The 22,695-nt window shown below is 39.1% G+C and carries 18 protein-coding genes; 13 read left to right on the top strand and 5 right to left on the bottom strand.

The features are described from left to right. Window positions 1-4 precede the first annotated feature (4 nt). From RIB54_RS22360 to coaE, 5 genes are all read left to right on the top strand, one after another. Window positions 5-313, top strand: coding sequence for a YtxH domain-containing protein (locus RIB54_RS22360; protein WP_155187879.1), 309 nt, complete (start codon window positions 5-7; stop codon window positions 311-313). 37 nt (window positions 314-350) lie between these two features. Continuing rightward, complete coding sequence (locus tag RIB54_RS22355) at window positions 351-887, top strand: DUF1573 domain-containing protein (RefSeq protein WP_350103125.1); 537 nt, start codon at window positions 351-353, stop codon at window positions 885-887. Between the two features lie 100 nt (window positions 888-987). Beyond that, window positions 988-1,302, top strand: coding sequence for a preprotein translocase subunit YajC (gene yajC, locus RIB54_RS22350; RefSeq protein ID WP_350103124.1), 315 nt, complete (start codon window positions 988-990; stop codon window positions 1,300-1,302). A gap of 21 nt (window positions 1,303-1,323) precedes the next feature. Beyond that, a complete protein-coding gene (locus RIB54_RS22345) occupies window positions 1,324-2,262 on the top strand; it encodes a YbbR-like domain-containing protein (RefSeq protein WP_350103123.1) in 939 nt (312 codons plus the stop codon). Next, window positions 2,255-2,854, top strand: coding sequence for a dephospho-CoA kinase (gene coaE / locus RIB54_RS22340; RefSeq protein ID WP_350103122.1), 600 nt, complete (start codon window positions 2,255-2,257; stop codon window positions 2,852-2,854). Before RIB54_RS22345 ends, coaE begins: the two co-directional genes overlap by 8 nt. Window positions 2,855-2,907: 53 nt before the next feature. Here the strand turns inward: coaE and RIB54_RS22335 are convergent, their stop codons facing one another. Continuing rightward, window positions 2,908-3,498, bottom strand: coding sequence for a hypothetical protein (locus RIB54_RS22335; RefSeq protein ID WP_350066465.1), 591 nt, complete (start codon window positions 3,496-3,498; stop codon window positions 2,908-2,910). Window positions 3,499-4,093: 595 nt separating this feature from the next. Here RIB54_RS22335 and gltB point away from each other — a divergent pair. Further along, window positions 4,094-8,605 (top strand): glutamate synthase large subunit, encoded by a 4,512-nt coding sequence (gene gltB / locus RIB54_RS22330; RefSeq protein WP_350103120.1) that lies wholly within the window; start codon window positions 4,094-4,096, stop codon window positions 8,603-8,605. Continuing rightward, window positions 8,605-10,062, top strand: a complete 1,458-nt coding sequence (locus tag RIB54_RS22325; RefSeq protein WP_350103119.1) for a glutamate synthase subunit beta — start codon at window positions 8,605-8,607, stop codon at window positions 10,060-10,062. Before gltB ends, RIB54_RS22325 begins: the two co-directional genes overlap by 1 nt. Window positions 10,063-10,092: 30 nt before the next feature. Here the strand turns inward: RIB54_RS22325 and RIB54_RS22320 are convergent, their stop codons facing one another. From RIB54_RS22320 to RIB54_RS22310, 3 genes are all read right to left on the bottom strand, one after another. Then, window positions 10,093-10,479: a response regulator gene (locus RIB54_RS22320; RefSeq protein WP_350103117.1), complete on the bottom strand. Its 387-nt coding sequence runs from the start codon at window positions 10,477-10,479 to the stop codon at window positions 10,093-10,095. 40 nt (window positions 10,480-10,519) lie between these two features. Then, window positions 10,520-12,346 carry a PAS domain S-box protein gene (locus RIB54_RS22315; protein ID WP_350103116.1) on the bottom strand — a complete coding sequence of 609 codons (1,827 nt, stop codon included), beginning with the start codon at window positions 12,344-12,346 and terminating at the stop codon, window positions 10,520-10,522. A gap of 106 nt (window positions 12,347-12,452) precedes the next feature. Continuing rightward, complete coding sequence (locus RIB54_RS22310; protein ID WP_350103115.1) at window positions 12,453-13,214, bottom strand: segregation and condensation protein A; 762 nt, start codon at window positions 13,212-13,214, stop codon at window positions 12,453-12,455. A 176-nt stretch (window positions 13,215-13,390) separates the two neighbouring features. On the opposite strand from RIB54_RS22310, the gene dxs reads away from it, so the two are divergent. From dxs to RIB54_RS22285, 5 genes are all read left to right on the top strand, one after another. Beyond that, window positions 13,391-15,316 carry a 1-deoxy-D-xylulose-5-phosphate synthase gene (dxs, locus tag RIB54_RS22305; RefSeq protein WP_350103113.1) on the top strand — a complete coding sequence of 642 codons (1,926 nt, stop codon included), beginning with the start codon at window positions 13,391-13,393 and terminating at the stop codon, window positions 15,314-15,316. Beyond that, the gene (locus RIB54_RS22300) at window positions 15,316-16,161 is read left to right on the top strand and encodes an alpha/beta fold hydrolase (protein ID WP_350103112.1); all 846 of its coding nucleotides are present in this window, start codon (window positions 15,316-15,318) and stop codon (window positions 16,159-16,161) included. The genes dxs and RIB54_RS22300 overlap by 1 nt, the downstream gene beginning before the upstream one ends. Before the next feature lie 202 nt (window positions 16,162-16,363). After that, the gene (locus RIB54_RS22295) at window positions 16,364-16,588 is read left to right on the top strand and encodes a FeoA domain-containing protein (RefSeq protein ID WP_185153675.1); all 225 of its coding nucleotides are present in this window, start codon (window positions 16,364-16,366) and stop codon (window positions 16,586-16,588) included. A gap of 15 nt (window positions 16,589-16,603) precedes the next feature. After that, the gene (gene feoB / locus RIB54_RS22290; protein WP_350103111.1) at window positions 16,604-18,703 is read left to right on the top strand and encodes a ferrous iron transport protein B; all 2,100 of its coding nucleotides are present in this window, start codon (window positions 16,604-16,606) and stop codon (window positions 18,701-18,703) included. A gap of 52 nt (window positions 18,704-18,755) precedes the next feature. Further along, window positions 18,756-20,543: a MutS-related protein gene (locus tag RIB54_RS22285; RefSeq protein WP_350103110.1), complete on the top strand. Its 1,788-nt coding sequence runs from the start codon at window positions 18,756-18,758 to the stop codon at window positions 20,541-20,543. 126 nt (window positions 20,544-20,669) lie between these two features. Here the strand turns inward: RIB54_RS22285 and RIB54_RS22280 are convergent, their stop codons facing one another. Further along, window positions 20,670-21,248, bottom strand: a complete 579-nt coding sequence (locus RIB54_RS22280) for a hypothetical protein (protein ID WP_350103109.1) — start codon at window positions 21,246-21,248, stop codon at window positions 20,670-20,672. 106 nt (window positions 21,249-21,354) lie between these two features. On the opposite strand from RIB54_RS22280, the gene RIB54_RS22275 reads away from it, so the two are divergent. Next, the gene (locus tag RIB54_RS22275) at window positions 21,355-22,689 is read left to right on the top strand and encodes a pyridoxal phosphate-dependent decarboxylase family protein (RefSeq protein WP_350103107.1); all 1,335 of its coding nucleotides are present in this window, start codon (window positions 21,355-21,357) and stop codon (window positions 22,687-22,689) included. The last annotated feature ends 6 nt before the right edge of the window (window positions 22,690-22,695 follow it).

The raw sequence follows: 22,695 nt of genomic DNA, 5'->3' as shown, positions 1-22,695 counted from the left end.
TACAATGAGCAAGAAATCAGGAAATACTTTTATGGCTTTTCTTCTTGGAGCAGCAACCGGAGCGATAGTAGGGATACTTTATGCTCCTGACAAAGGCTCTAATACTCGTGACAAATTAACTTTCAGGTTAGACAAGTACAAAACAATGCTTGAAGATCTGGTAGACGATTTGGTAAACCATAATGAAGGCCCGCTTAGCGAGGCTAAATCCCATGGTGAACGAGTGGTTAATGATGCTAAAGAAAAAGCTGAAAGATTGTTAGAAGATGTGGATGAGTTGATCAGCCACATTAAAAGTGGAGAAAAGAATTAATCTTTTAAAAAGTAAGTCAAAATAAACTAAACTAGAAATGAACAAATTAATGAAATCTGCATTGGCTATAGGGCTAATGGCTTTTGTACTAGGTGCATGTGGAAGCGACAAAGACGCTGAGAAAAGAATTGCTGAATTAGAGAACAAACTAGCTCAACTAGAGACTAGTAAAACTGGTGGTGCAACTGCTGCTACTGCTACTCCAGAAACTAAGCCTGAAGGACCTCTTCCTGCTTTCAAATTTAACGAGTTGGATCATGACTTCGGAACTATCGCTGAAGGTGATGTTGTAGAGCACACTTTTTCATTTACTAACACTGGAGATGCTCCTTTGATCATCCAAAGTGCTAAAGGATCTTGTGGATGTACTGTACCAACATGGCCTAAAGAGCCAATTCCAGTTGGTGGTACTGGCGAAATTACTGCTCAGTTTAACAGTAAGGGTAAGCCAAACATCCAAAACAAAACTGTAACTATCACAGCTAACACTTGGCCTAAGCAGTCTACGCTAAGAATCAAAGCTATGGTGACTCCTGCAGCTCAAGAAGCTCCTGCAGAAGGACCAGTGAAATAATTACATAGAATAAATTCTATATTTGCGCATCCCAACTCTCCCAAGGAGTTGGGATGTGTTGTTTTTATTAACTTATTTTACTCAAACAAAAAATTAAAAAATGATTAAGCCTTTATTATTACAAGCAGCAGACGGTGGTGGACTTTCTTCACTAATTCTTTTTGGTGGTGTTGCATTGGTATTCTATTTTTTCATGATCAGACCGCAGCAAAAGAAGCAGAAAGAGCAGAAGAAATTTATTGAAGAGATTAAAAGAGGTGATAATGTGGTTACTATTGGCGGCTTGCACGGTAAAGTCATGTCAACAGAAGACGATACAGTAACTTTAGAAGTAGATAAAGGTGTTAAATTGAAATTTAACAGGTCAGCAATATCACAAGAGTCATCTAAAACCGTTTTAGAGGAAACAAAATAGTTGAGTAAACTAGGCACCATAGTGAAATCAATAAGCCCTGAGCGCATCAGAAGCATCAGGGTGATTACACTATGCATTGTGGCCGCTGCTACTTTCTGGTTTCTTAATGCACTTAATGATACTTACTCTACTACACTAAAATACCCTTTGGTATTTAGCTACGATACCGAGAAGTACATCCCTTTAGAACAGCCCCCTGAATACATTCAGATAAATGTTAGTGGTCTTGGTTGGAATCTTTTTAGAAATAGCCTGGGTATAAAAGTTACTCCGGTAAATTTTAAGCTGCAGAATGCTTCAGAGATAAAAAAAATTCCTGGCAACTCAATTCTTGGAACCTTGTCAGATCAGCTGGATGAGTTTGAGGTAAACTTCATACTTACAGATACACTATTTGTTAATATTGATAATCGTGCTACAAGAAGGTTCAAATTAGCTATTGACAGCACAGCCATTAAATTGAATGAGCAGTATTGGTTGAGCTCATCTTTACGCTACAGTCCGGATTCAGTAACCCTGCAGGGCCCTGAATCTATATTAAGCCAGATGGACGAGGTCCTTACAATTAGCATCCCTCAATCGGATATTGATGAAAATTATAATGAGGACATCCCTATCGAGTTTGAAAACTCTCGATTGATTAGCCGTGATCCTCCAACAATGAATGTTGTTTTCGGTGTTGAAGAATATACCTCCTCAGAGATTGATGTGCCTTTGACTATGGAAAACTTTCCCAAGAATGGAAACGCCCTTGTAACGGACACTTTAAGAAAAGTTATTTATAATGTTGGTATCAATAAGGCTAATAATATTACTCCAGATTTATTTAGCATCATTGCCAATTATAATATGATCAACCCCGAGGATTCAACCATAACACTTGAGGTTACCAGGCACCCCGAATTCACCAAAGATGTTCACCTGGACTCTGCAAAGGTGAAGGTTCAATTCAATGAATAAGCTTTTACAAGTCGGCATTACCGGAGGTATTGGATCGGGCAAAAGCCTTGTCTGTAAGATCTTCGCCAGTCTTGGCATTCCTATTTACGATGCTGACTCAAGAGCCAAATGGCTAACAAGTAACAGCGAAACAATTAAGGCTGCCATCATAGCCCATTTTGGTGCGGAAGCCTATACCGAAACAGGCCTCAACCGTGAGTATATAGCTGGTAGAGTATTTAATAATAAACAGGAATTAGAGGTTCTGAATGGTATTATTCACCCAGAGGTAGGCAAGGATTATAAAGCCTGGGTTAAGTCCCAAAGCTCTGATTACGTAATAAAAGAAGCAGCTCTGATGTTTGAATCTGGCTCTTACAAAGTGTTAGACAAGGTCATTAACGTTACTGCGCCTATTCCATTAAGAATTCGAAGGGTACTCAAAAGAGACCCATTTCGAACAGAAAAAGAAATACAGTCTATTATTGAAAAACAACTGTCAGATGAGGAAAGGATAGAAAGGTCTGATTATATCATCAATAACGATGAAAAAGAGATGCTAATCCCTCAGGTTTTAAAGCTTCATGAAGAGTTTAAAACCATGATAAAATAAAAAAGCTGCCATAAACTCAACGCTCATGACAGCTAATTATAGCGCCAACTATATTAGAAACTAAAACGCTCTGTTTGGTTGTCAATTTCTACTTCAATATCAAAAGAAGCTTCAATTCGGCTAAGGTTATAAAGCTTTGAAAAGTTTCCATTAAGAAGCTCTTCTTTCTCATAAACCAATTTTCCCTTAGCATCAAATATTCTAACCATGGCCCTTCTCGGCTGGTCGTTTACAATGGTAAGGATATATCCATTTTCTTTGAGCGAAGTAGCGTTGCACTTGATAAGTACTGGCAAAGTTGTAACTACCTCCTTCTTCTCGAATGATACCACATCATTCATACTTCCAAACTCATCTTCCACTATAAATGTATATGTACCATAAGGCAACGCTTCAAAATTGTAGGGTCTTGAAAAACCATCTAGCTTTTTAATTTTCTCAACAAATACCTTATCTCCTGCTTCGTTTAGAATGGTTACTGATACTTGACTTGTTGATCCTTTGTAAATAAGATTAAAAATTGCCTCATCTTTCTTTACTACCTCAATGATAGAGGACCTGGTTGCCTTGTTCTCGCCTTCATTAGCGAATAGGGCTGTACTCAAAACTGTTAAGAGTACTAGCAATGTTACTTTTGCTTTCATGTTTTTTACCTTTTATTTTCATTACAAAGGTCTGTAGAAAGCCTGCCAAAGGGGTTAATTAGGTATCAAAGCAATATTAAATGATTGTGCATGATGCGATTGGATTAATCGAAAGTTGTTAACAAATCTTGAAGTTTTGGATGCACTGGATACAGATAAGCCCCCGTCAAAAATTTTGCTAATCATGCCCATATTGTTGACGAATAAAACTCCTTTTATGCGAAGGATAAAATAAGATTTCGGCCTGGCATTTTAAGCAAAATTAAATTCCAATATTAAGTCCGTTAACACTGGAGTTTTAGGCGTTAAAATCGTGTTAATAACGATCGATCGTTAGGCTACATTTTTTCAGAAAAAGCACCAGAATTCTAAAAATCTCAAATTTTCTGATATGCCCTATTTACTCAAAGCAATCGTTTACGATAATTAAATGGCCTTTTTTAATTGCAATTACCTCACAATTTAAGTATTATCTCAACTTCTTTAGGGTAAAGTCACTCTCCTCTTAACGATTTTTCGGGCGCTATTCCGGCCAACTTTTGGTCGAGAAAGTGAGTGAATGAGTTACCCCTAAATTGAAATTAAGGATTGAAAAATGGAAGAGAGAAATTTGAAAAACCAGGGGCTATATCGTTCAGATTTTGAACACGATTCGTGCGGCATAGGGTGCATCGCCCAGATAGATGGGATAGCAAAACATGAGCTGGTTCAAAAGTCGTTATTGATGCTCAGCAGAATGGAACACCGTGGTGGTACGGGTGCTGATCCTGAAACTGGTGATGGGGCTGGTATTTTAACGCAAATTCCCCATGAATTTTTAAAACAGGAATGCAAAGCACTTAATATTGATCTTCCTGAGGCTAAATCTTATGGTGCCGGAACGATCTTCTGGCCTACCACCAAGTCGGTGCGCGATGAGTGCAGGAGTGTATTTGAAAAACATGCGGCTGAATTGGATCTTATTATTTTAGGTTACAGGCCCGTGCCGGTAGATAAAAACGTACCTGGTGCTGGTGCCAAAAAGGGAGAGCCCGTCATTGAACAGGTATTTATGACGCATAAAAATGGTCTTTCCGATATTGAATTGGAACGAAGGCTTTTTGTTTTCAGAAATTACACAACTCATTATATAGGATGGAATGTTTCAGGAAATAATGGAGACTTCTATATGCCCAGCCTCTCTTGTAAGGTCATTATCTACAAAGGCCAGCTTAGAACCAATCAGCTAGGGTCATATTATCATGATCTTACAAATCCAGGTTTTAAAACAGCCATTGCTGTAGTTCATTCAAGGTTTTCTACCAACACTTTCCCAAGCTGGAAATTGGCTCAGCCTTTTAGGTATATCGCCCATAACGGAGAGATCAATACTATCAAAGGCAATGTCACCAAAATGCAGTCCAAAGAAGCCAATATGAAGTCAGATGTATTTACTGACGAAGAGCTTAAAATAATGCTGCCTGTAACAGACCCAGCCCACTCTGACTCTGCCAATTTGGATTCCCTGGTTGAGATGCTGGTCCTCAGCGGTCGGTCGCTGCCCCACGTTATGATGATGTTGGTGCCTGAGGCATGGGAAGATAACCAACTGATGGAAACACAGCGTAAGGCCTTCTATAAATTCCATGCTTCATTAATGGAGCCCTGGGATGGTCCAGCCGCATTGATATTCACCGATGGAAAAATGGTAGGTGCTACGCTGGATAGAAATGGCTTGCGCCCAGCCAGGTATACTATCACAAAGCAAAATCAGCTTATCATTGCCTCAGAGGCTGGTGCACTTCCTTTGGATGAGAAAGACATTATCAGCAAGGGCCGTCTGCAACCGGGTAAAATGCTAGTAGCTGATATTGAAAACAAAAAAGTGGTTTATGATGAAGAGATCAAACATGAGATCTGCCATAGGCAGCCCTATGTAGAATGGATCAAAGATGAAAGAATAAAACTTCGCCTGGCACCTGAAGTGGCTGATCCGACCATTGGTTTCGATTCAGCTACTTTAAAAAACAGACAGCAGGCCTTTGGCTTTACTTCGGAAGAGATCAAAGTTATATTGGCACCCATGGCCGAAACTGCCAAAGAGCCTATTGGTTCTATGGGTGCAGATACTCCACTGGCAGTATTATCAGAGTTCAGTCAGCATATTTCAAACTATTTCAAACAGCTTTTTGCCCAGGTAAGTAACCCGCCTATCGATCCAATTAGGGAGCGATTGGTAATGTCATTGTTTACAAGGTTAGGCGAAAGCCTGAACATTCTGGATGAAACTCCGGCACATACCAGACAAATACATTTGTCTCAGCCCGTACTACTCAATTCAGATATTGAAAAGCTAAAATCAATGGCCGATCGTGGTTTTGACTATGCTGTTATTGACATTTTATTCGATGCCAATGGCAAAACCGGAAATCTTGAACGAGCTATTGAAAATGTCTGTCAGAAAGCTAAAGCTGCCATAGGTAAAGGCAAGAAAATCCTTATCCTGTCAGATAAAAATATTTCCAAAGACAAAGCACCGATACCTTCATTGATGGCCATTGGTGCGGTGCATCATTATCTCGTAAGAGAAAAAATCAGAACCAAAGCAGGATTAATCGTTGAAGCTGGTGATATCCGGGAGACACATCACTTTGCTACGGTTATTGGCTATGGCGCCAGCGGAATCAACCCATATCTGGCCCTGGAAACTATTGCAGATTTAAATGACCAGGATCAGCTACAAGAAGGGTTAACCACCGAGGATGCCCTTCATAATTATCAAAAAGCCATTGGTTATGGGTTATTAAAAGTATTATCCAAAATGGGGATAAGCACCTTACAGTCTTATCAGTCGGCTCAAATATTTGAAATCTTAGGTATTAGCAATAAAGTAGTTGATAAGTGTTTTAAAGGGACCACCTCCAGAATAGAGGGTCTCGGTTTTGACGAATTAGCAAAAGAAGTGCTTGTTAGACATGACCTCTGTTATAATAAAAACCTAAACAGATTAGAAGTTGGTGGTAAATATCAATGGAAACTTCGTGGCGAGCGACACACTTTTACACCAGAAACCATCCATTTGCTTCAGCATTCGACAAAGACCAACAACATCAAGCTATATAGAAAGTATGCTGAAAAAATTAATGACCAATCAAGAAAGGCATTGACTTTAAGAGGGCTTTTAGAATTTAAAGAACGTGTTCCTGTACCCATTGAAGAGGTAGAATCTAAAGAGGAAATTTTCAAACGCTTTGCAACTGGTGCCATGTCATTTGGATCAATATCTCATGAGGCACATTCCACGCTAGCAATTGCCATGAATCGCATTGGCGCCAAGAGTAATAGTGGTGAAGGCGGTGAAGATGAGGTAAGGTTTGAACCTAAGGCCAATGGCGATTGGGAAAGGTCCGCTATTAAACAAGTGGCTTCCGGTCGTTTTGGTGTAACCAGTTACTACCTCACCAATGCCAATGAGCTTCAAATTAAAATGGCCCAGGGTGCTAAGCCCGGTGAAGGTGGCCAACTGCCTGGCCATAAAGTGGACGACTGGATCGGAAGGGTTCGTCATTCTACACCAGGTGTAGGATTAATTTCCCCTCCTCCACATCATGATATTTATTCTATTGAAGATTTGGCACAGCTGATCTTCGATTTAAAAAATGCCAATCGATCTGCGCGTATTAATGTTAAGCTTGTTTCTGAAGCAGGAGTAGGCACCGTAGCAGCAGGAGTTTCAAAAGCCAATGCCGATGTGGTGCTTATAGCAGGTGCGGATGGCGGCACCGGAGCTTCTCCACTCAGCTCTATTCAGCACGCAGGTCTGCCATGGGAACTTGGCTTAGCTGAGGCACATCAGACTTTGGTAAAAAATAATCTCAGAAATCGAATTACCGTACAGGCTGACGGACAAATGCGCACGGGTCGCGATTTGGCTATTGCAGCTTTGCTTGGCGCAGAAGAGTGGGGCGTTTCAACTGCTGCCTTGGTAGTAGAAGGTTGTATCATGATGCGAAAATGTCATCTGAATACCTGCCCTGTAGGTATAGCAACACAAAACCCTGAGTTGCGTCAGCTGTTCACAGGGAATCCTGATCATGTCGTTAATTTCTTTAGCTTCTTGGCCGAAGACCTGCGGGAAATAATGGCATCGTTAGGTTTTAGAACAATCAATGAAATGGTTGGGCATAGTGAAGTATTAAAGCTTAGAAGCAATTTAAAACATTGGAAGCTCAGTAACCTCGACCTTTCCCCAATATTGCACAGGGAAACAGTTGAAAAAAATATTGGTCAGTTCAAACAAATTGAGCAAGACCATGAAATGGATGAAATTCTTGATTGGAAGTTATTAGAAGTATCTAAAGACGCCATTGAGAAAAATGAAAAAGTACATGCCACATTTGACATTGAAAATGTAAACCGTTCCGTAGGTGCCGTGCTTTCAAATGAAATTTCCAAAATCCATAAAGGAAAAGGACTAAAAGAAAACACCATAAATATTGACTTCACAGGCTCTGCAGGCCAGAGTTTTGGGGCATTTTTAGCTCCTGGTGTTACTTTTAACCTGACTGGTGAAGCCAATGACTATTTTGGCAAAGGGCTATCGGGTGGTAAATTAATTGTTAAACCAAGCCCAAATGCCACTTTCAAGGCCGAGCAAAATATCATTATAGGCAATGTAGCCTTTTATGGCGCTACCAGCGGGCAGGCCTTTATCAGAGGTATGGCTGGAGAACGGTTTGCTGTACGTAACTCTGGCGTGAGTGCTGTGGTTGAAGGCGTAGGGGATCATGCCTGTGAATATATGACTGGCGGAAGAGTGGTGATACTGGGTGAAACAGGAAAGAATTTTGGTGCAGGCATGAGCGGTGGTATTGCCTATGTTTTTGACCCATTAAGCCGATTTGATTTTATGTGCAATAAGGAAATGGTACTGCTCGAGCCGCTTGATGATGAAGATATGGATCTTGTGAAAAGCCTGGTCGAGAAACACAGACAATTTACAGAAAGCCAGTTGGCAGAAAAGATATTAGGAAATTGGAAATACTATATTAATCAGTTCGTAAAAGTGATTCCTACTGATTACAAAGCCGTGTTAGAAAGTAAAAAAACTAAAAAGGAGGTAGCATAATGGGAAAAGTAGATGGATTTTTAAACTTTGACAGAGAGCTTCCAAAATCAAGAAAGCCGGAAGAGCGTATTCATGATTATAAGGAAATTTATGAGCCATTTCCGGAGAAGAAAACTAATGAGCAGGCGGCCAGGTGCATGGACTGCGGTATTCCCTTTTGTCATAATGGTTGTCCATTAGGCAATATCATTCCTGAATTTAATGATGCGGTATATCGTAAAAGCTGGGAAGAGGCTATACAAATTTTATCAGAGACCAATAACTTCCCTGAGTTTACTGGCAGAATCTGTCCTGCACCTTGCGAAGCGAGTTGTGTTCTTGGAATCAACAAACCAGCAGTTGCCATTGAGCATATCGAAAAAACCATTGCCGAAAAGGCCTATGAGCTCGGCTATATTAAGCCTAATCCACCAAAAACAAGAACGGGTAAAAGCGTTGCCGTTATTGGTTCTGGGCCCGCAGGTCTGGCTGCTGCCAATCAGTTGAATAAAGCTGGCCATTCTGTAACTGTTTTTGAACGGGCTGATCAGATTGGTGGGCTTCTAAGATATGGTATCCCCGATTTTAAGCTTGAAAAGAGCATAATAGACAGACGCCTTGACATCATGAGTGCTGAGGGCATTGTATTCGAAACCAATGCTGAAGTCGGAAAAAATGTGGATATCAAAACTTTGGAAGACGGTTTTGATGCTATTGTTATTTGTACTGGCTCAACGGTACCAAGAGATTTACCTATTCCGGGAAGGGAGTTTAAAGGCATTCATTTTGCTATGGAATTTCTTACCGAGCAAAATAAGCAGGTAGCCAATGAAACTCCTGAAGGTGTTAGCATTACCGCAAAAGACAAACATGTAGTGGTAATTGGTGGTGGAGATACTGGCTCCGACTGTATCGGGACTTCGCATAGACAGGGTGCAAAATCCGTGCTTCAAATTGAGCTTTTAGAAAAACCACTAGATCATAGAACTGACAAAGACCCTTGGCCAAACTGGCCGATGGTTGTAAGAACTTCCTCATCGCATGAAGAAGGGGGCAAAAGAGAGTGGGCACTTCTAACTAAGGCATTTGAATGCGATAATGTAGGTAATGTTAAGTCTATCACGTTAGTAGACATAGAGTGGAAAGAGAAGGAAGGCCGAATGACTTTTGAAGAAATACCTGGCACTGAAAGAAAAGAACCATGTGAATTGGCTTTACTCGCTATTGGTTTTGTGGCTCCTGAAAATTCCTTATTGGAGCAATTTCAAATAGAAGTGACTGAAAGAAACTTAGTAAAAGCTAAAAGATATCAAACAAACTGGCCGCATATTTTTACAGCTGGAGATGCTCATAGAGGCCAATCTTTAGTAGTATGGGCTATTTCTGAAGGCCGAGAGGCTGCAGTCGCTGTTGATAAGTACTTGATGGGAAGTAGCGCGCTACCGTCTAAAAACGGATCGTTCTTGGTCTATAAATAAGAATTACAGTTATTTTTCCTTTAAAATACCTTAAATTTCGATGTTAGATAAGATGCTTTCACTCAAAGGCTTTGAAATATAGCTTGTTACATCTTCATAATTATTGGCTTTTGCTATATCATCAGGATATACAGATGATGAAAGCATATATATTTTTATAGGTTTCTTTAAACGTGGCTTGACAGACTTGTATTCTTCTAGAAAATCCCATCCATTTTTAACTGGCATATTAATATCCAAAAATATAATGTCGGGTAAAACCGATATTTCTGATGCATTACTTTCTAGATAATCGAGCGCCATATCAGCATTTATAAATGTCGTTACATTATCTGAAAAGTTAGTTGCGGAAATAATTCTCCTGCATAAAAAATTATTTACATCATCATCATCCACAATTAACACATTAGGTTTCATCTGATAATTTTATTTTATACTAATAATAGCATTAAAATTCTTATTTACCTATTGGCAAGATTACTTTAAAAGTACTTCCAACATCTACCTCGCTTTCCACTTCAATCTTACCCCCCACTAGTTCAACATGAGATTTTACAATAAACAGACCTAGGCCTTTACTATTTGGACCATTGTGAAACTTTTGATACAAGCCAAAAAGTCGATCTCCATATTTATTTAAATCAATACCAATTCCGTTGTCCTTAACTCTAATGTTAATATTATTATTTGATAGTTCTGCTGATATATCTATTTTGCTCTGACGTTTATCACTACGATACTTTACCGCATTGGTAATAAGATTTTGTAAAATGCTTTTCAAATATTTGTCAGAGAAATAGAAAAGATCCACTTTGGAAAAGTCCGTTTTGATTATTGTCCCAGACTGAATAACTTCTTGTTCAATATTGCTTATTATTTCATCTACATATTTTTTTAAATCAATTTGTATTGCTTCATAATGTGGTTTTTCATTGAATGCTACAAGATCAACAAGATCATTCAGGGTTGTATCTAACCGTTGAACTGATTCTTCAATTTTATTGAATACCTCTTTGTTATTTTGGTGTATTAACTGCCGATCGTAGAAACTAATTAGCGTTCTGAGGTTTATTACGGGTGCCCTCAAATCATGTGATGTTATATAGGCAAACTGCTTTAGTTCAGTATTTGATTTCGCCAATCCTTCCGTTAAATTCTTTAAGTCTAACTCGTCTTGTATTCTTTGAGTGATATCCCTTTGCATACCAAAAATTGCTGTTAAATCACCTTCCTTATTGAATAATGCTATATAATCACCCTCGACCCATATTTGATTTGATTTGAAAGTGTCTGCTTTTGTGATTACTATCTGTTGTTTTTTATCTAGCAAATCAGAAATGATACCATTGGCCACTTTACTATTATTCTTAAATAAGTCATTAAAGCTGAGACCAATCATATCGTCATAGCCGGCCTCGTATTGTTTTAAAAGAGCATTGTTAAGCTTTACAATATGGAATTTGTTAAAAACATCGTCTACTGCTTTTTTCTTATTCTTACCCTCATTCAGTTTCAAAGGGCTTTCGGCTTCCATTATAAAAAACCCGTCTAAAGATTGAAGGAAAAAAAGGTTTAACATTTCTTCACTCTTTTTAAGAGCTATTTCCATATTAACCTTTTCAGTTATTATGTCTGTAAAGAGTAATATCCCTCCAACTTTTCCCTTTTCATTATACCATGGTCGTATTTGCCAACTAAGCCAAACCAAATTTCCATTGCTGTCAATGAAACTATCTCTATTATTTTCTAATGTTTTTCCCTCTAAGCCAAGCTGATGTTTTATTTTCCAAATCTCCTTTACATCTGAGAAAATAGAGTAATGGTTTTTTCCCTTAATACTTTTTCGATTTAAGCCTTTACTTTTAAAATCCCACTCCAATGACCAATTTTTGCTACACACGATGTAGTTCATCGAATTATCAAACATTGCAACAGAATTAGGAGACTTTTGAATAAATGATTCGAGATTCCCCTGACTATTATTTTTTCCTTCGAATAATTCCTGAATATAGCAGATTTGAGAGCTGTCATCTAATGGGCTAAATGACAATTTGTATTTAGAAACTTCACATACAGGATGCTTTTTTCCTCCTTCTTGTTTTACTGAATGTATCCCTTTCCTTATAATTTCGTGATCAGAAACATCAAAAAGTGTAAATAACAATTTATCTAGGGCATCTTTTTTCTTGATTCCAAGAAGCGATTCTGCTTGACGATTTGTATTTAAAATTAACCCCTCACTGCTAATGATAATCATGGCTACGGGAGCCTTTTCAAATAACAAAGAATAATCTAAGAAAGTATCTGACATAGTCATTCAGAGTAAGTCTAAAAAAACTTTTATTAATATTTAAAAATAGGACTTAAGAATCTTTAAATAAGGCAATATTTCAGTTTTCGGTAACTGTTTCGTTTATATCATTGAGTTTCTCCACCCAGAAATTATTGAAGCCATCACCAATATGAAGCGTGATCATAGCCATTTGAAGTAGTTCTAGGATAGCAAGGAAGTTAAAAATAACGGCAATCTTATTTTTATCCTGCTCAATGATGTCTGTAAATGGGACTTTTCGTTTATCTCTTAAAGTATACATGATGAAATCCCGCTGACCTCCTATGGTATAAGGAAACTGAATAACCTCATGCCTTGGCTTGTTTTGCTCTATCTCATAGCGCTCCATCACATTTTGGAACACCTTCAGCAGTTTGTATAAGTCAAGGTCCTGCATCTCTGATTCAACATTAACAGACTCTGCCAAAGACCTGATTTCCTTGTTTATATTTCCTCGCTTCTCCTTTTCTATCTGGTTATTTTCCATAACCTGAAGCTCTTCAAGTACCGATTTGTACTTCTTATACTCTAATAAATGTCTGACCAGCTCTTCCCGAGGATCTATCTCATTGCCTTCCTCATCCAACTGAGGTCTTGGCAATAACAATTTAGATTTAATGCGCATCAAGGTAGCGGCAACCAAAATAAACTCGCTAGCCACTTCTATATTCAACTTTTCAAGATTATGGAGATAGTCCAAAAAGTCCTTTGTGATTTTTGATATGGGTATATCATTGATGTCTAGCTCATCCCTTTCTATGAAAAAGAGAAGTAGGTCAAAAGGGCCTTCAAAAAGAGGTAATTTTATTTCGAAGCTCACATCAAAAATCTTAAGTGTTGATTAATCAGTATTAAGTCAAAGATATTACTATATCGAGTAAATATGACTGGCTTGTGTAAAAAAGTGTAATTTTGCCGTTTATTATCAAATTGCATAAAATATTTAAAACAGTTACCTTGAGTTCTTGTTCTAGATTTAATGCCAACTTATAAAAGATGCTAATTGAACCCGGAAAGCTTCTTGCTAAAATTAACAGTCCAGAAGACCTAAAAAAACTGGATCAGACACAGCTCGTACAGCTTTGCGATGAGTTGCGTCATTTTATTATCGATAATGTCTCTGTTTATGGAGGTCATTTTGGTGCCAGCCTAGGCGTAGTAGAGCTAACGGTAGCATTACATTACATATTTAATACCCCTAAAGATCAGTTGGTTTGGGATGTTGGGCATCAGGCTTATGGCCATAAGATTCTGACCGGTAGAAAAGACGTTTTTCATACTAATAGAATGTATAAAGGCATGTCGGGCTTCCCTAAAAGGAAGGAAAGCGAATATGATGCCTTTGGCGTAGGTCATTCGTCAACATCCATTTCAGCGGCTTTGGGTATGGCCGTAGCTTCTAAATACAAAGGAGATGAAGAGCAGCAGCACATAGCCGTTATTGGAGATGGGTCCATGACTGGCGGATTGGCATTTGAAGGTATGAACCATGCTGGGGTTTCTAATAGCAACATTCTTATCATTTTGAATGATAACTGCATGTCTATTGACCCTAATGTGGGTGCTCTAAAAGATTATTTAACAGACATAACCACCTCACATACTTACAATAAGGTGAAAGATGAAGTTTGGAATGTTTTGGGTAAGATCAGCAAATTCGGACCTAACGCAAGAGAGGTAATCTCCAAAGTAGAAAATAGTATCAAATCTTTATTGCTGAGCCAAAGCAATATGTTTGAATCATTAAACTTGAGATATTTTGGTCCAGTTGATGGTCATGATGTGAATCATTTGGCAAGTGTACTTGCCGATTTAAAAGACATCAAAGGTCCTAAAATTTTACATTGCATCACCACCAAAGGCAAAGGTTATGCTCCTGCTGAAAATGGCAATAAAACTACTTGGCATGCTCCAGGAAAATTTGATAAGGTTTCCGGAGAGATCAGAAAAAAAGTTCATGAAGCTCCGCAGCCACCAAAATATCAGGATGTTTTCGGGCATACACTGGTGGAACTGGCAGAGAAAAATGATAAAATAACTGGGATAACACCAGCTATGCCATCTGGCTCTTCTATGAACATTATGATGGAGGCAATGCCAGACAGAGCTTTTGACGTTGGCATTGCTGAACAGCATGCTGTTACATTCTCAGCTGGTTTAGCCACTCAAGGTTTGATCCCATTTTGCAATATTTACAGCACGTTTATGCAGCGCGCCTTTGATCAGGTAGTGCATGATGTATGTATTCAAGATTTGCCCGTTAACTTCTGCCTCGACAGGGCAGGTTTTGCAGGTGCTGATGGACCAACGCACCATGGCGCTTATGATATCGCTTATATGCGTTGTATTCCAAATATGATCATTGCTTCGCCAATGAATGAAGCAGAACTGAGAAACCTAATGTATACTTCTCAACTGCCAAGAGAAGGTAAGGCGTTTACGATACGCTACCCTCGTGGTCAAGGTGTTATGCCTGAGTGGAGAACTCCTATGGAAGAAATTGAAATAGGAACTGGAAGAAAAATTAAAGACGGTGAAGATGTAGCTATATTGACCATTGGTCATATTGGAAACTATGCCATTGAAGCTATTGAGCAATTGGAAAAAGAAGGCTTAAACCCTGCGCTTTATGATATGCGTTTTGTGAAGCCTTTAGATGAAAAAATGCTCCATGAGATTTTTTCCAAATACAAAAAGGTAATCACCGTTGAAGATGGCTGCCTAATGGGTGGATTTGGAAGTGCCGTTTTAGAGTTTATGGCCGAACAGGGATACGCTGCTCAAGTTAAAAGATTAGGCATTCCTGACAGAATAGTAGAACACGGTGAGCAAATAGAATTACATGCTGAATGTAATTTCGACCCGCAAGGAATAGTAGCAGCTGTTGTTGCAATGACTGAAGGAGTATTGACCAACAAATAATGTCTTCTATTTATTCTGAAGTTAGAGGTGAGGGTAATCCCGTTATCCTCATCCATGGTTTTTGTGAAACTTTAGCCATATGGAAGCCTCTTCTTAACAAATTAGCCTTTAGCCATAAAGTAATTACACTCGACTTGCCGGGTTTTGGTAAAAGCCCCCTTCCCAAAACTCCTTTTTCCATAGCTGATATTGCTGAAGAAGTGTATCAGTGGATGAAAGAAAATCAGTTGCTGGGAAGTGTGATCATAGGACATTCTTTAGGTGGCTATGTTTCCTTGGCACTAACAGAAAAATATCCTGATAGTATTAAAGGCTTTGGGCTGTTTCATTCCACTGCCTTTGCCGATGATGACGAAAAAAAGCATTCCAGAAATAAAACCATTGCGTTTGTAAGGAAAAGAGGGGTTAAGGTATTCGCAGACTCATTCGTTAGTCAACTGATTTATGTGAAAAACCGTGACCGTCTCGGCAAAGAAATTTCCGTAATAACCTCAGATGCAGCCAATACCGATCAGGAATCGTTAGTGGCTTATATGGAGGCTATGCGTGATCGCCCCGACCGCACAGATGTGTTGAAGTCATTTAATGGGCCAATCCTATTCATTGCTGGTGATCAGGATACATCTGTACCTTTTGAAAAATCTCAGGCCCAATTTGAATTTATGCAGCATCCACATTTGACTGTTTTAAAAGAAGTTGGGCATATGGGCATGTATGAGGCCACTTCAGAAAGCTTTGAAGCGATTTCTAGATACCTGGCGGTTTTTGAGGAAAGTAATTCTGATAATTCTCAATCAGGGGTTTTACCAGATAGGGATTTGAAGAAGAATTTGGGGTGTGGGTGAGCTTATTCTAATAGAATTTGTCCCCGAACAGTCTCTAGGTCATTACTTGTTGGTGACTACAGCAAGAAGGGCGCCATAGTGCACCGAAAATTCCCCTGACCAAAGTCACCTTTTTTGCTGATTCGTTTTTCACTCTATTCTTTGCTAATCCCAGTCGAAGGCCATATCTTCGCATTGTTTATAATTAATCTAAATAAAAGTGGTGAACCTTAGAAGCGTTGTGGATTTAGCCCCTGGAGAAAGTGCCATTATCAGTGGATTTATGGATGATACACTTTCGTTGAAGTTGTTGGAAATGGGATGTTTGCCCGGCCAACCGATAAAATTCAACTTCGCTGCCCCGCTAGGAGATCCAATTTGTGTGAGCGTTTCAGGTTATGACCTGTCTTTGCGCTTAGACGAGGCTATCACTATTTCAGTACAATAAATGGCTACAGGCGATATGAGAAAAATCGCCCTTGTTGGCAATCCTAATTCTGGAAAGTCATCGCTCTTTAATCACCTTACTGGCTTAAACCAAAAGATTGGAAATTTCCCTGGTGTAACTGTTGATAAAAAGACTGGCTATACTCATTTGCCCAATGGTGAAAAGGTAGAAATCATAGACTTACCGGGTACTTATAGTATCTACCCAAACTCGACTGATGAGAAGATCGTATTTGATATACTGGCCAACAAATCAAACAAACTGCATCCTGATGCAGTAGTTGTTATTGTAGATGCTTCAAATTTCAAGAGAAACCTGCTGCTATTTACTCAAATTCATGACCTGAATATCCCTGCAATTCTTGTCCTGAACATGATGGACATTGTGGAGAAAACTGGTCTAAGCATAGACAGTGAAAAGCTAAGCAACGAGTTAGGTGTGCCTGTGCTGCCAATGAAAGCACGAAAAGGCAAGGGCATTGATCTCTTAAAGCAAACCTTAACCGATATCCAGTTAGATGAATATCAACCCATTTTTGATGCCGCTGCCCATGCTCCTGAGGCTATTAAAGAAGTAAAAGCAACTTTCACTATCAAGGAAGACTATCTAGCCTATCAGCTCTTGCAGCAATTTAATATTAACACCTCATTAGCTGAAAACGAGAAAAATATACTTCAGCAAATTGCTGATAAGCACAATTTTAGCAGAGATGACCTAAGGAGAAAAGAAACCTTGGAACGCTACTCGTCCATCAATCATTTTATTAATGGAGCTGTGAAGGAAACCTTTACTGTGCTGCCTAAAAAAGTGACTGAAAAGCTAGACAGGATATTTACCCACAGAATATGGGGTTATGCCATTTTTCTTGCCATACTCTTTTTAATCTTCCAATCCATCTTTGCCTGGGCCACAGTGCCGATGGATTTTATTGATCTGACCTTCTCAGAACTTAGTGCTTTTCTATCTGAGGTTCTGCCAGATAGTGCCTTAACAAGGCTTCTAACAGAAGGGCTGATTCCTGGTATAGGTGGAATAGTCATCTTCATTCCCCAAATCGCCATTCTATTTGCCTTTATCGCAATACTTGAAGAGACCGGATATATGTCGCGTGTGGTTTTTCTTATGGACAAGATCATGCGCAAGGTGGGCCTTAATGGTAAAAGCGTAGTACCGCTTATTTCAGGGGTTGCGTGTGCCATTCCGGCTATTATGGCTACCAGGACTATCGAAAACTGGAAGGAAAGACTTATCACTATTTTTGTGACACCTTTCATGAGTTGCTCGGCCAGGCTTCCTGTTTATACCATTTTAATAGCCCTTGTCATTCCAGATAAATTGGTTTTTGGTATAATCAATATGCAAGGCATAGCATTGATGGGCCTGTACCTTCTTGGATTTTTTATGGCCATTGGTTCTGCAGGCATAATGAAGTTGTTGCTCAAGACCAAGGAAAGGAGCTTTTTGATAATGGAGCTGCCCACCTACAAATCACCAAGGTGGAAGAATGTTGGGTTAACCATGTTTGAGAAGTCTAAAACGTTTGTCTTTGAAGCCGGTAAAATCATTTTGGCCATCTCTGTTATACTTTGGGTGCTGGCAAGCTATGGCCCGGGTGACCATATTGAAAATGCACAAGTAGAGGTTGCCGAGTTGGTGAAAGATCAACGACTAACCGCAGAAGAATTTGAGAATAAAGTACAGGCCTATAAGCTGGAGAAATCCTATGCCGGTATTTTCGGCAAGGCCATTGAGCCTGTTATTACTCCCTTGGGCTATGATTGGAAAATTGGCATTGCACTTATTACTTCCTTTGCTGCCAGAGAGGTATTTGTAAGTACCATGGCCACTATTTATAGTATTGGCGATGATGTGGAAGAGGGTACCATCAAAAGTCGCATGCGATCTGAAATAAATCAGGAAACAGGCGGACCACGATATAATTTACCAACGGGCGTGTCCCTTTTGCTTTTTTATGTTTTTGCCATGCAATGTATGAGTACGTTAGCTGTTGTTTATAGGGAGACGAAAGGATGGAAATGGCCAGCCATTCAGTTTACCTATATGACCATTATAGCGTACCTGTCGGCACTAATTGCATATAATGTCTTATCTTAATGTAAGAAAGTCAGTTTTTTTCTTACCATTCTAATGCGTTAAATTGAAACTGATGACATCACCAGAAGCAATATTTCAGGAAAAATTAGACCATCATAAGCTTGAGTGGTCAAGGCTTAATAAGCAGTATAACTTTATTGCATTTGGTAGAATTTTCATTTTTCTTCTTTACCTGGTGCTTGCTGTATATTTCGCCAATGCCAAAATGGGCTATGGCTTAGGTATAACCGCTTTTTCCTTCCCTTTTGTATTTGGGGTTTTTGTCAAAATACACAGACGAATATCTTATAAGCGTAAGCAAGAAAGCATCCTTCAAAAAATTAACGAAGACGAACTCAAAATTTTTAATGGCGATTTAAGGGATCAGGAAGATGGGGCTAATTTCAAAGACAAAAACCATCAGTACATCAACGATCTTGATATTTTTGGTTCTAACTCCATTTATCAGCTAGTCAATAGATCCACTACAAATGGTGGCAGAAGAAAATTGGCACAATGGCTTTCAAAATTTTCAAAAAAGGAAATCATTGAAAGCAGGCAAAAAGCGGTTAAAGAATTAAGCCCAAAAATAGACTGGAGGCAAAAATTTCAGGCCAGCGGATTGCATCATAAAAATGAAAAGGCCAATCCAGAACTACTGATAAAGTGGATCAATGAGCCATATATTTATAATAAAGCTTATAACATATTAGCATGGGTACTTCCTGTAATTACACTCAGCAGCGTCATTCTATACTTTGCTGCAGACATAAGCTTCTATTATATATTGGGCATGCTTACCCTTAACGGAATAGTTTTAAGCCGCTTCAGCAAGCACATTCAAAACCTATCACTATCGGTTTCAGATCATATCAATTTGCTGGCCAGCTATAGCGCACTGATAAAACATCTGGAGGACTCAACCTTTGAAAGTGAGCTTTTAAATTCCTTAAAAGACAAACTGGTTAGTGAGGATAAAAAAGCATCCAACGCTATTCTCAATTTATATAAAATACTAGATTTTTTAAATGCACGATCTGGATTGTTTTATGTTCTGATTGACTCATTAACGCTATTCGATCTTCACATCATGTTTATGGCAGAGCGATGGAAAAGAAAAAATATCGCAGACGTATCCCTTTGGTTTGATTCAATAAGCGAGTTTGAAGCTATTTGCAGTTTAAGTGGATTGGCTTACAGCAACCCTGAATTTTCATTCCCTACTGTCAGTTCAGAAGATTACAATTTGAAAGGTGAGGACATTGCTCATCCACTAATAAAAAAGCACGAGCGAGTAAGTAATAGCTACGCTTTGGAGGGTAAAGGGGCGCTGTCAATAATTACAGGTTCCAACATGTCTGGTAAGAGCACATTTCTTAGAACATTAGGTGTAAACATTGCACTTGCACTTTCCGGAGCACCTGTTTGTGCTAAAAACTTTACTGTTTCTGAGCTACAGGTGTTTACAAGCATGCGTACGGAAGATAATTTAGAAGAGCATGTTTCCTCATTCTATGCTGAGTTACAGCGGATAAAATCCCTGCTTGATGAGGTTGAAAAAGGTAAGCCTGTTTTATTTATGCTGGATGAAATATTAAAAGGAACCAACTCACATGACCGTCACAACGGGGCTGTTTCTTTAGCCAAGCAGCTTTCTACAACCAATTCATTCGGATTAATCTCAACCCATGATCTTGAGCTGGGTAAACTTGAAAAGGAATTAAACAACGTTACCAACTATAGCTTTAACAGTGAAGTCAATGGCACTGAAATTATCTTTCCATATAAGTTAGATGATGGCATTTGCAAGAGTTTTAATGCCAGTGCCCTCATGGAAAAAATGGGTATTAAAATGCAGTAAACCGCAGAGGGCACAGAGAGCCACAGAGCGGTCTTACTGTAAAGAAATAAATTTTATGCTCAATTCTCTGTGTTTTTCTCTGTGCACTCAGCGTTCTCTGTGGTTGAAAAATAAAGCCGTCTTATACTATCTCTTTCTTTCAATTATGTTCTCCCTTTTACCCAAGTCTGGCAGATTATATAGTTCAACTACTTCATCATAACTTGGTGTTGATCCTTTTCTACCATTCCAGAACTTTCCAGGAACTACCACTATTCTAACTATCCAGTTATCTGTATCTTGAGCAGTCAGGTTGTCTAAGGGAAATTGTGCGTCTAAAAACAACTTCACATCATAAATGGTAAAGTCGAAATTATATTGCAACAATCCATTGGCCGTGATGATTGACTGAGGCAAAGGTCTCCAAACTTCAACTGTCTCACCATTGACCTCATCTGTTCCCCACAAGAGATAAACTAAAGTGACATCAGAAGTAAGTGCCGTAAAATCATCAGCATAAGGCAGAATAACTTCATATTCCGGTCCGGTAAAAGAAACACCTTCATATTCAAAAACATAGGCTTCCTCTCCAGGTTCTCCTTGTGGGCCCTGAGGACCATCATTACCCTGAGGGCCTTGAGGCCCAATGGGACCTTCATCAGAAATTCTGCATGCGCTAAAGGTTAATAATAACCCCAGGCTCATTATTGTAAGTAGTATTTTCATAACCCCATTGTTTGATCTTTTCAAACATAACCAAACATTGTTCCAAAAAATATTCTTTGAGCAAAAAGCAGTTTGTAATGCCCCCTAAATGCGGTATTATTGACCTATGCAATGGCAAAAAGAACTCGAAATATTAGGTGCTGCTTTAGAAAAACTCCAGAATAATTTTGGATATCCAATACATGAGACGAACGTAAATTATGCTTCTCTGGAAAAGGTTCTATCAGAAGTTGCTGATAAAATGGGTGACAACTATCCCTATTTTGATCCCAATTATGCTGGCCAAATGCTTAAGCCTCCGCACCCCATTGCCCGACTGGCTTACACCTTAGCAATGCACATAAACCCAAACAATCATGCCTTAGATGGAGGAAGAGCGAGTTCATCCCTTGAAAAAGAGGCCGTGGCAGAAATTGCCAATATGTTTGGCTGGCAAGAGCATTTAGGTCATTTGACCGGAGGTGGAACCATGGCTAATATGGAGGCACTTTGGATCGCCAGAAAAATTCATCCTGATAAGATTGTTGTGGCCTCAGAAATGGCACATTATACACATGAGCGTATTTCAGAGGTGGTTGGGTTGGGGTTTTCAAAAGTAGGTTGTGATAATCTGGGCAGAATGGATGCATCTGCTTTAGAGGAAATATTAAAGACAAAAAATGTGGGTACAGTGGTTTGTACATTAGGTACAACAGGTACCGGATCGGTAGATCCACTCACCGAAATTCTTCCGCTGCAGAAAAAATATAATTTCAGAATTCATGTAGATGCAGCCTATGGAGGTTATTTCAAATTAGCAGAAAACCTGGCTCCTGAAACTACAGAACAATATGCTAATATCCACCATGCTGATAGTATTGTAATAGATCCACATAAACATGGACTGCAGCCCTATGGTTGTGGGTGTATCCTTTTCAAAGACCCTTTGGTGGGTGGCTATTATCAACATAATTCTCCGTACACGTATTTCAGCTCGGCAGAACTACATTTGGGTGAAATCAGCCTCGAATGTTCCAGAGCCGGTGCAGCAGCTGTGGCACTTTGGGCCACTATGAAATATTTTCCAATCAAGCCTAAAAGTGATTTCGCCAATGGACTTGAAAAATGTCATTCAGCGGCCTTAAAGCTTTATGAACATATTGAAAATGATGAAGCATCCATTTCTCTATTTAAACCTGAAATAGATATTGTTGTTTGGGCACCAACAGGAAGTTCACTTAGTAGTATCAGTGCCAAATCAAATGAAATTTTTGAAAAGACTGCTAAAAAAGGAGTTCATCTGGCTCTAATAAAAATACCAGTTAAACTTCTTTCGAACGAATGGGACAATATTGAAAAAGATCAAGAGTATGTAACCTGCTTAAGAAGCTGCCTGATGAAGCACCAGCACATCGACTGGGTGGATAGGATTTGGGAAACGATAAAAGACGTATCACATTAAAGACAT

Source organism: Fulvivirga sp. (assembly GCF_040218215.1).
Taxonomy (GTDB): Bacteria; Bacteroidota; Bacteroidia; order Cytophagales; family Cyclobacteriaceae; genus Fulvivirga.
The sequence above is the reverse complement of the archived record's forward strand: the minus strand, read 5'-3'. Positions and strand labels throughout refer to the sequence as shown.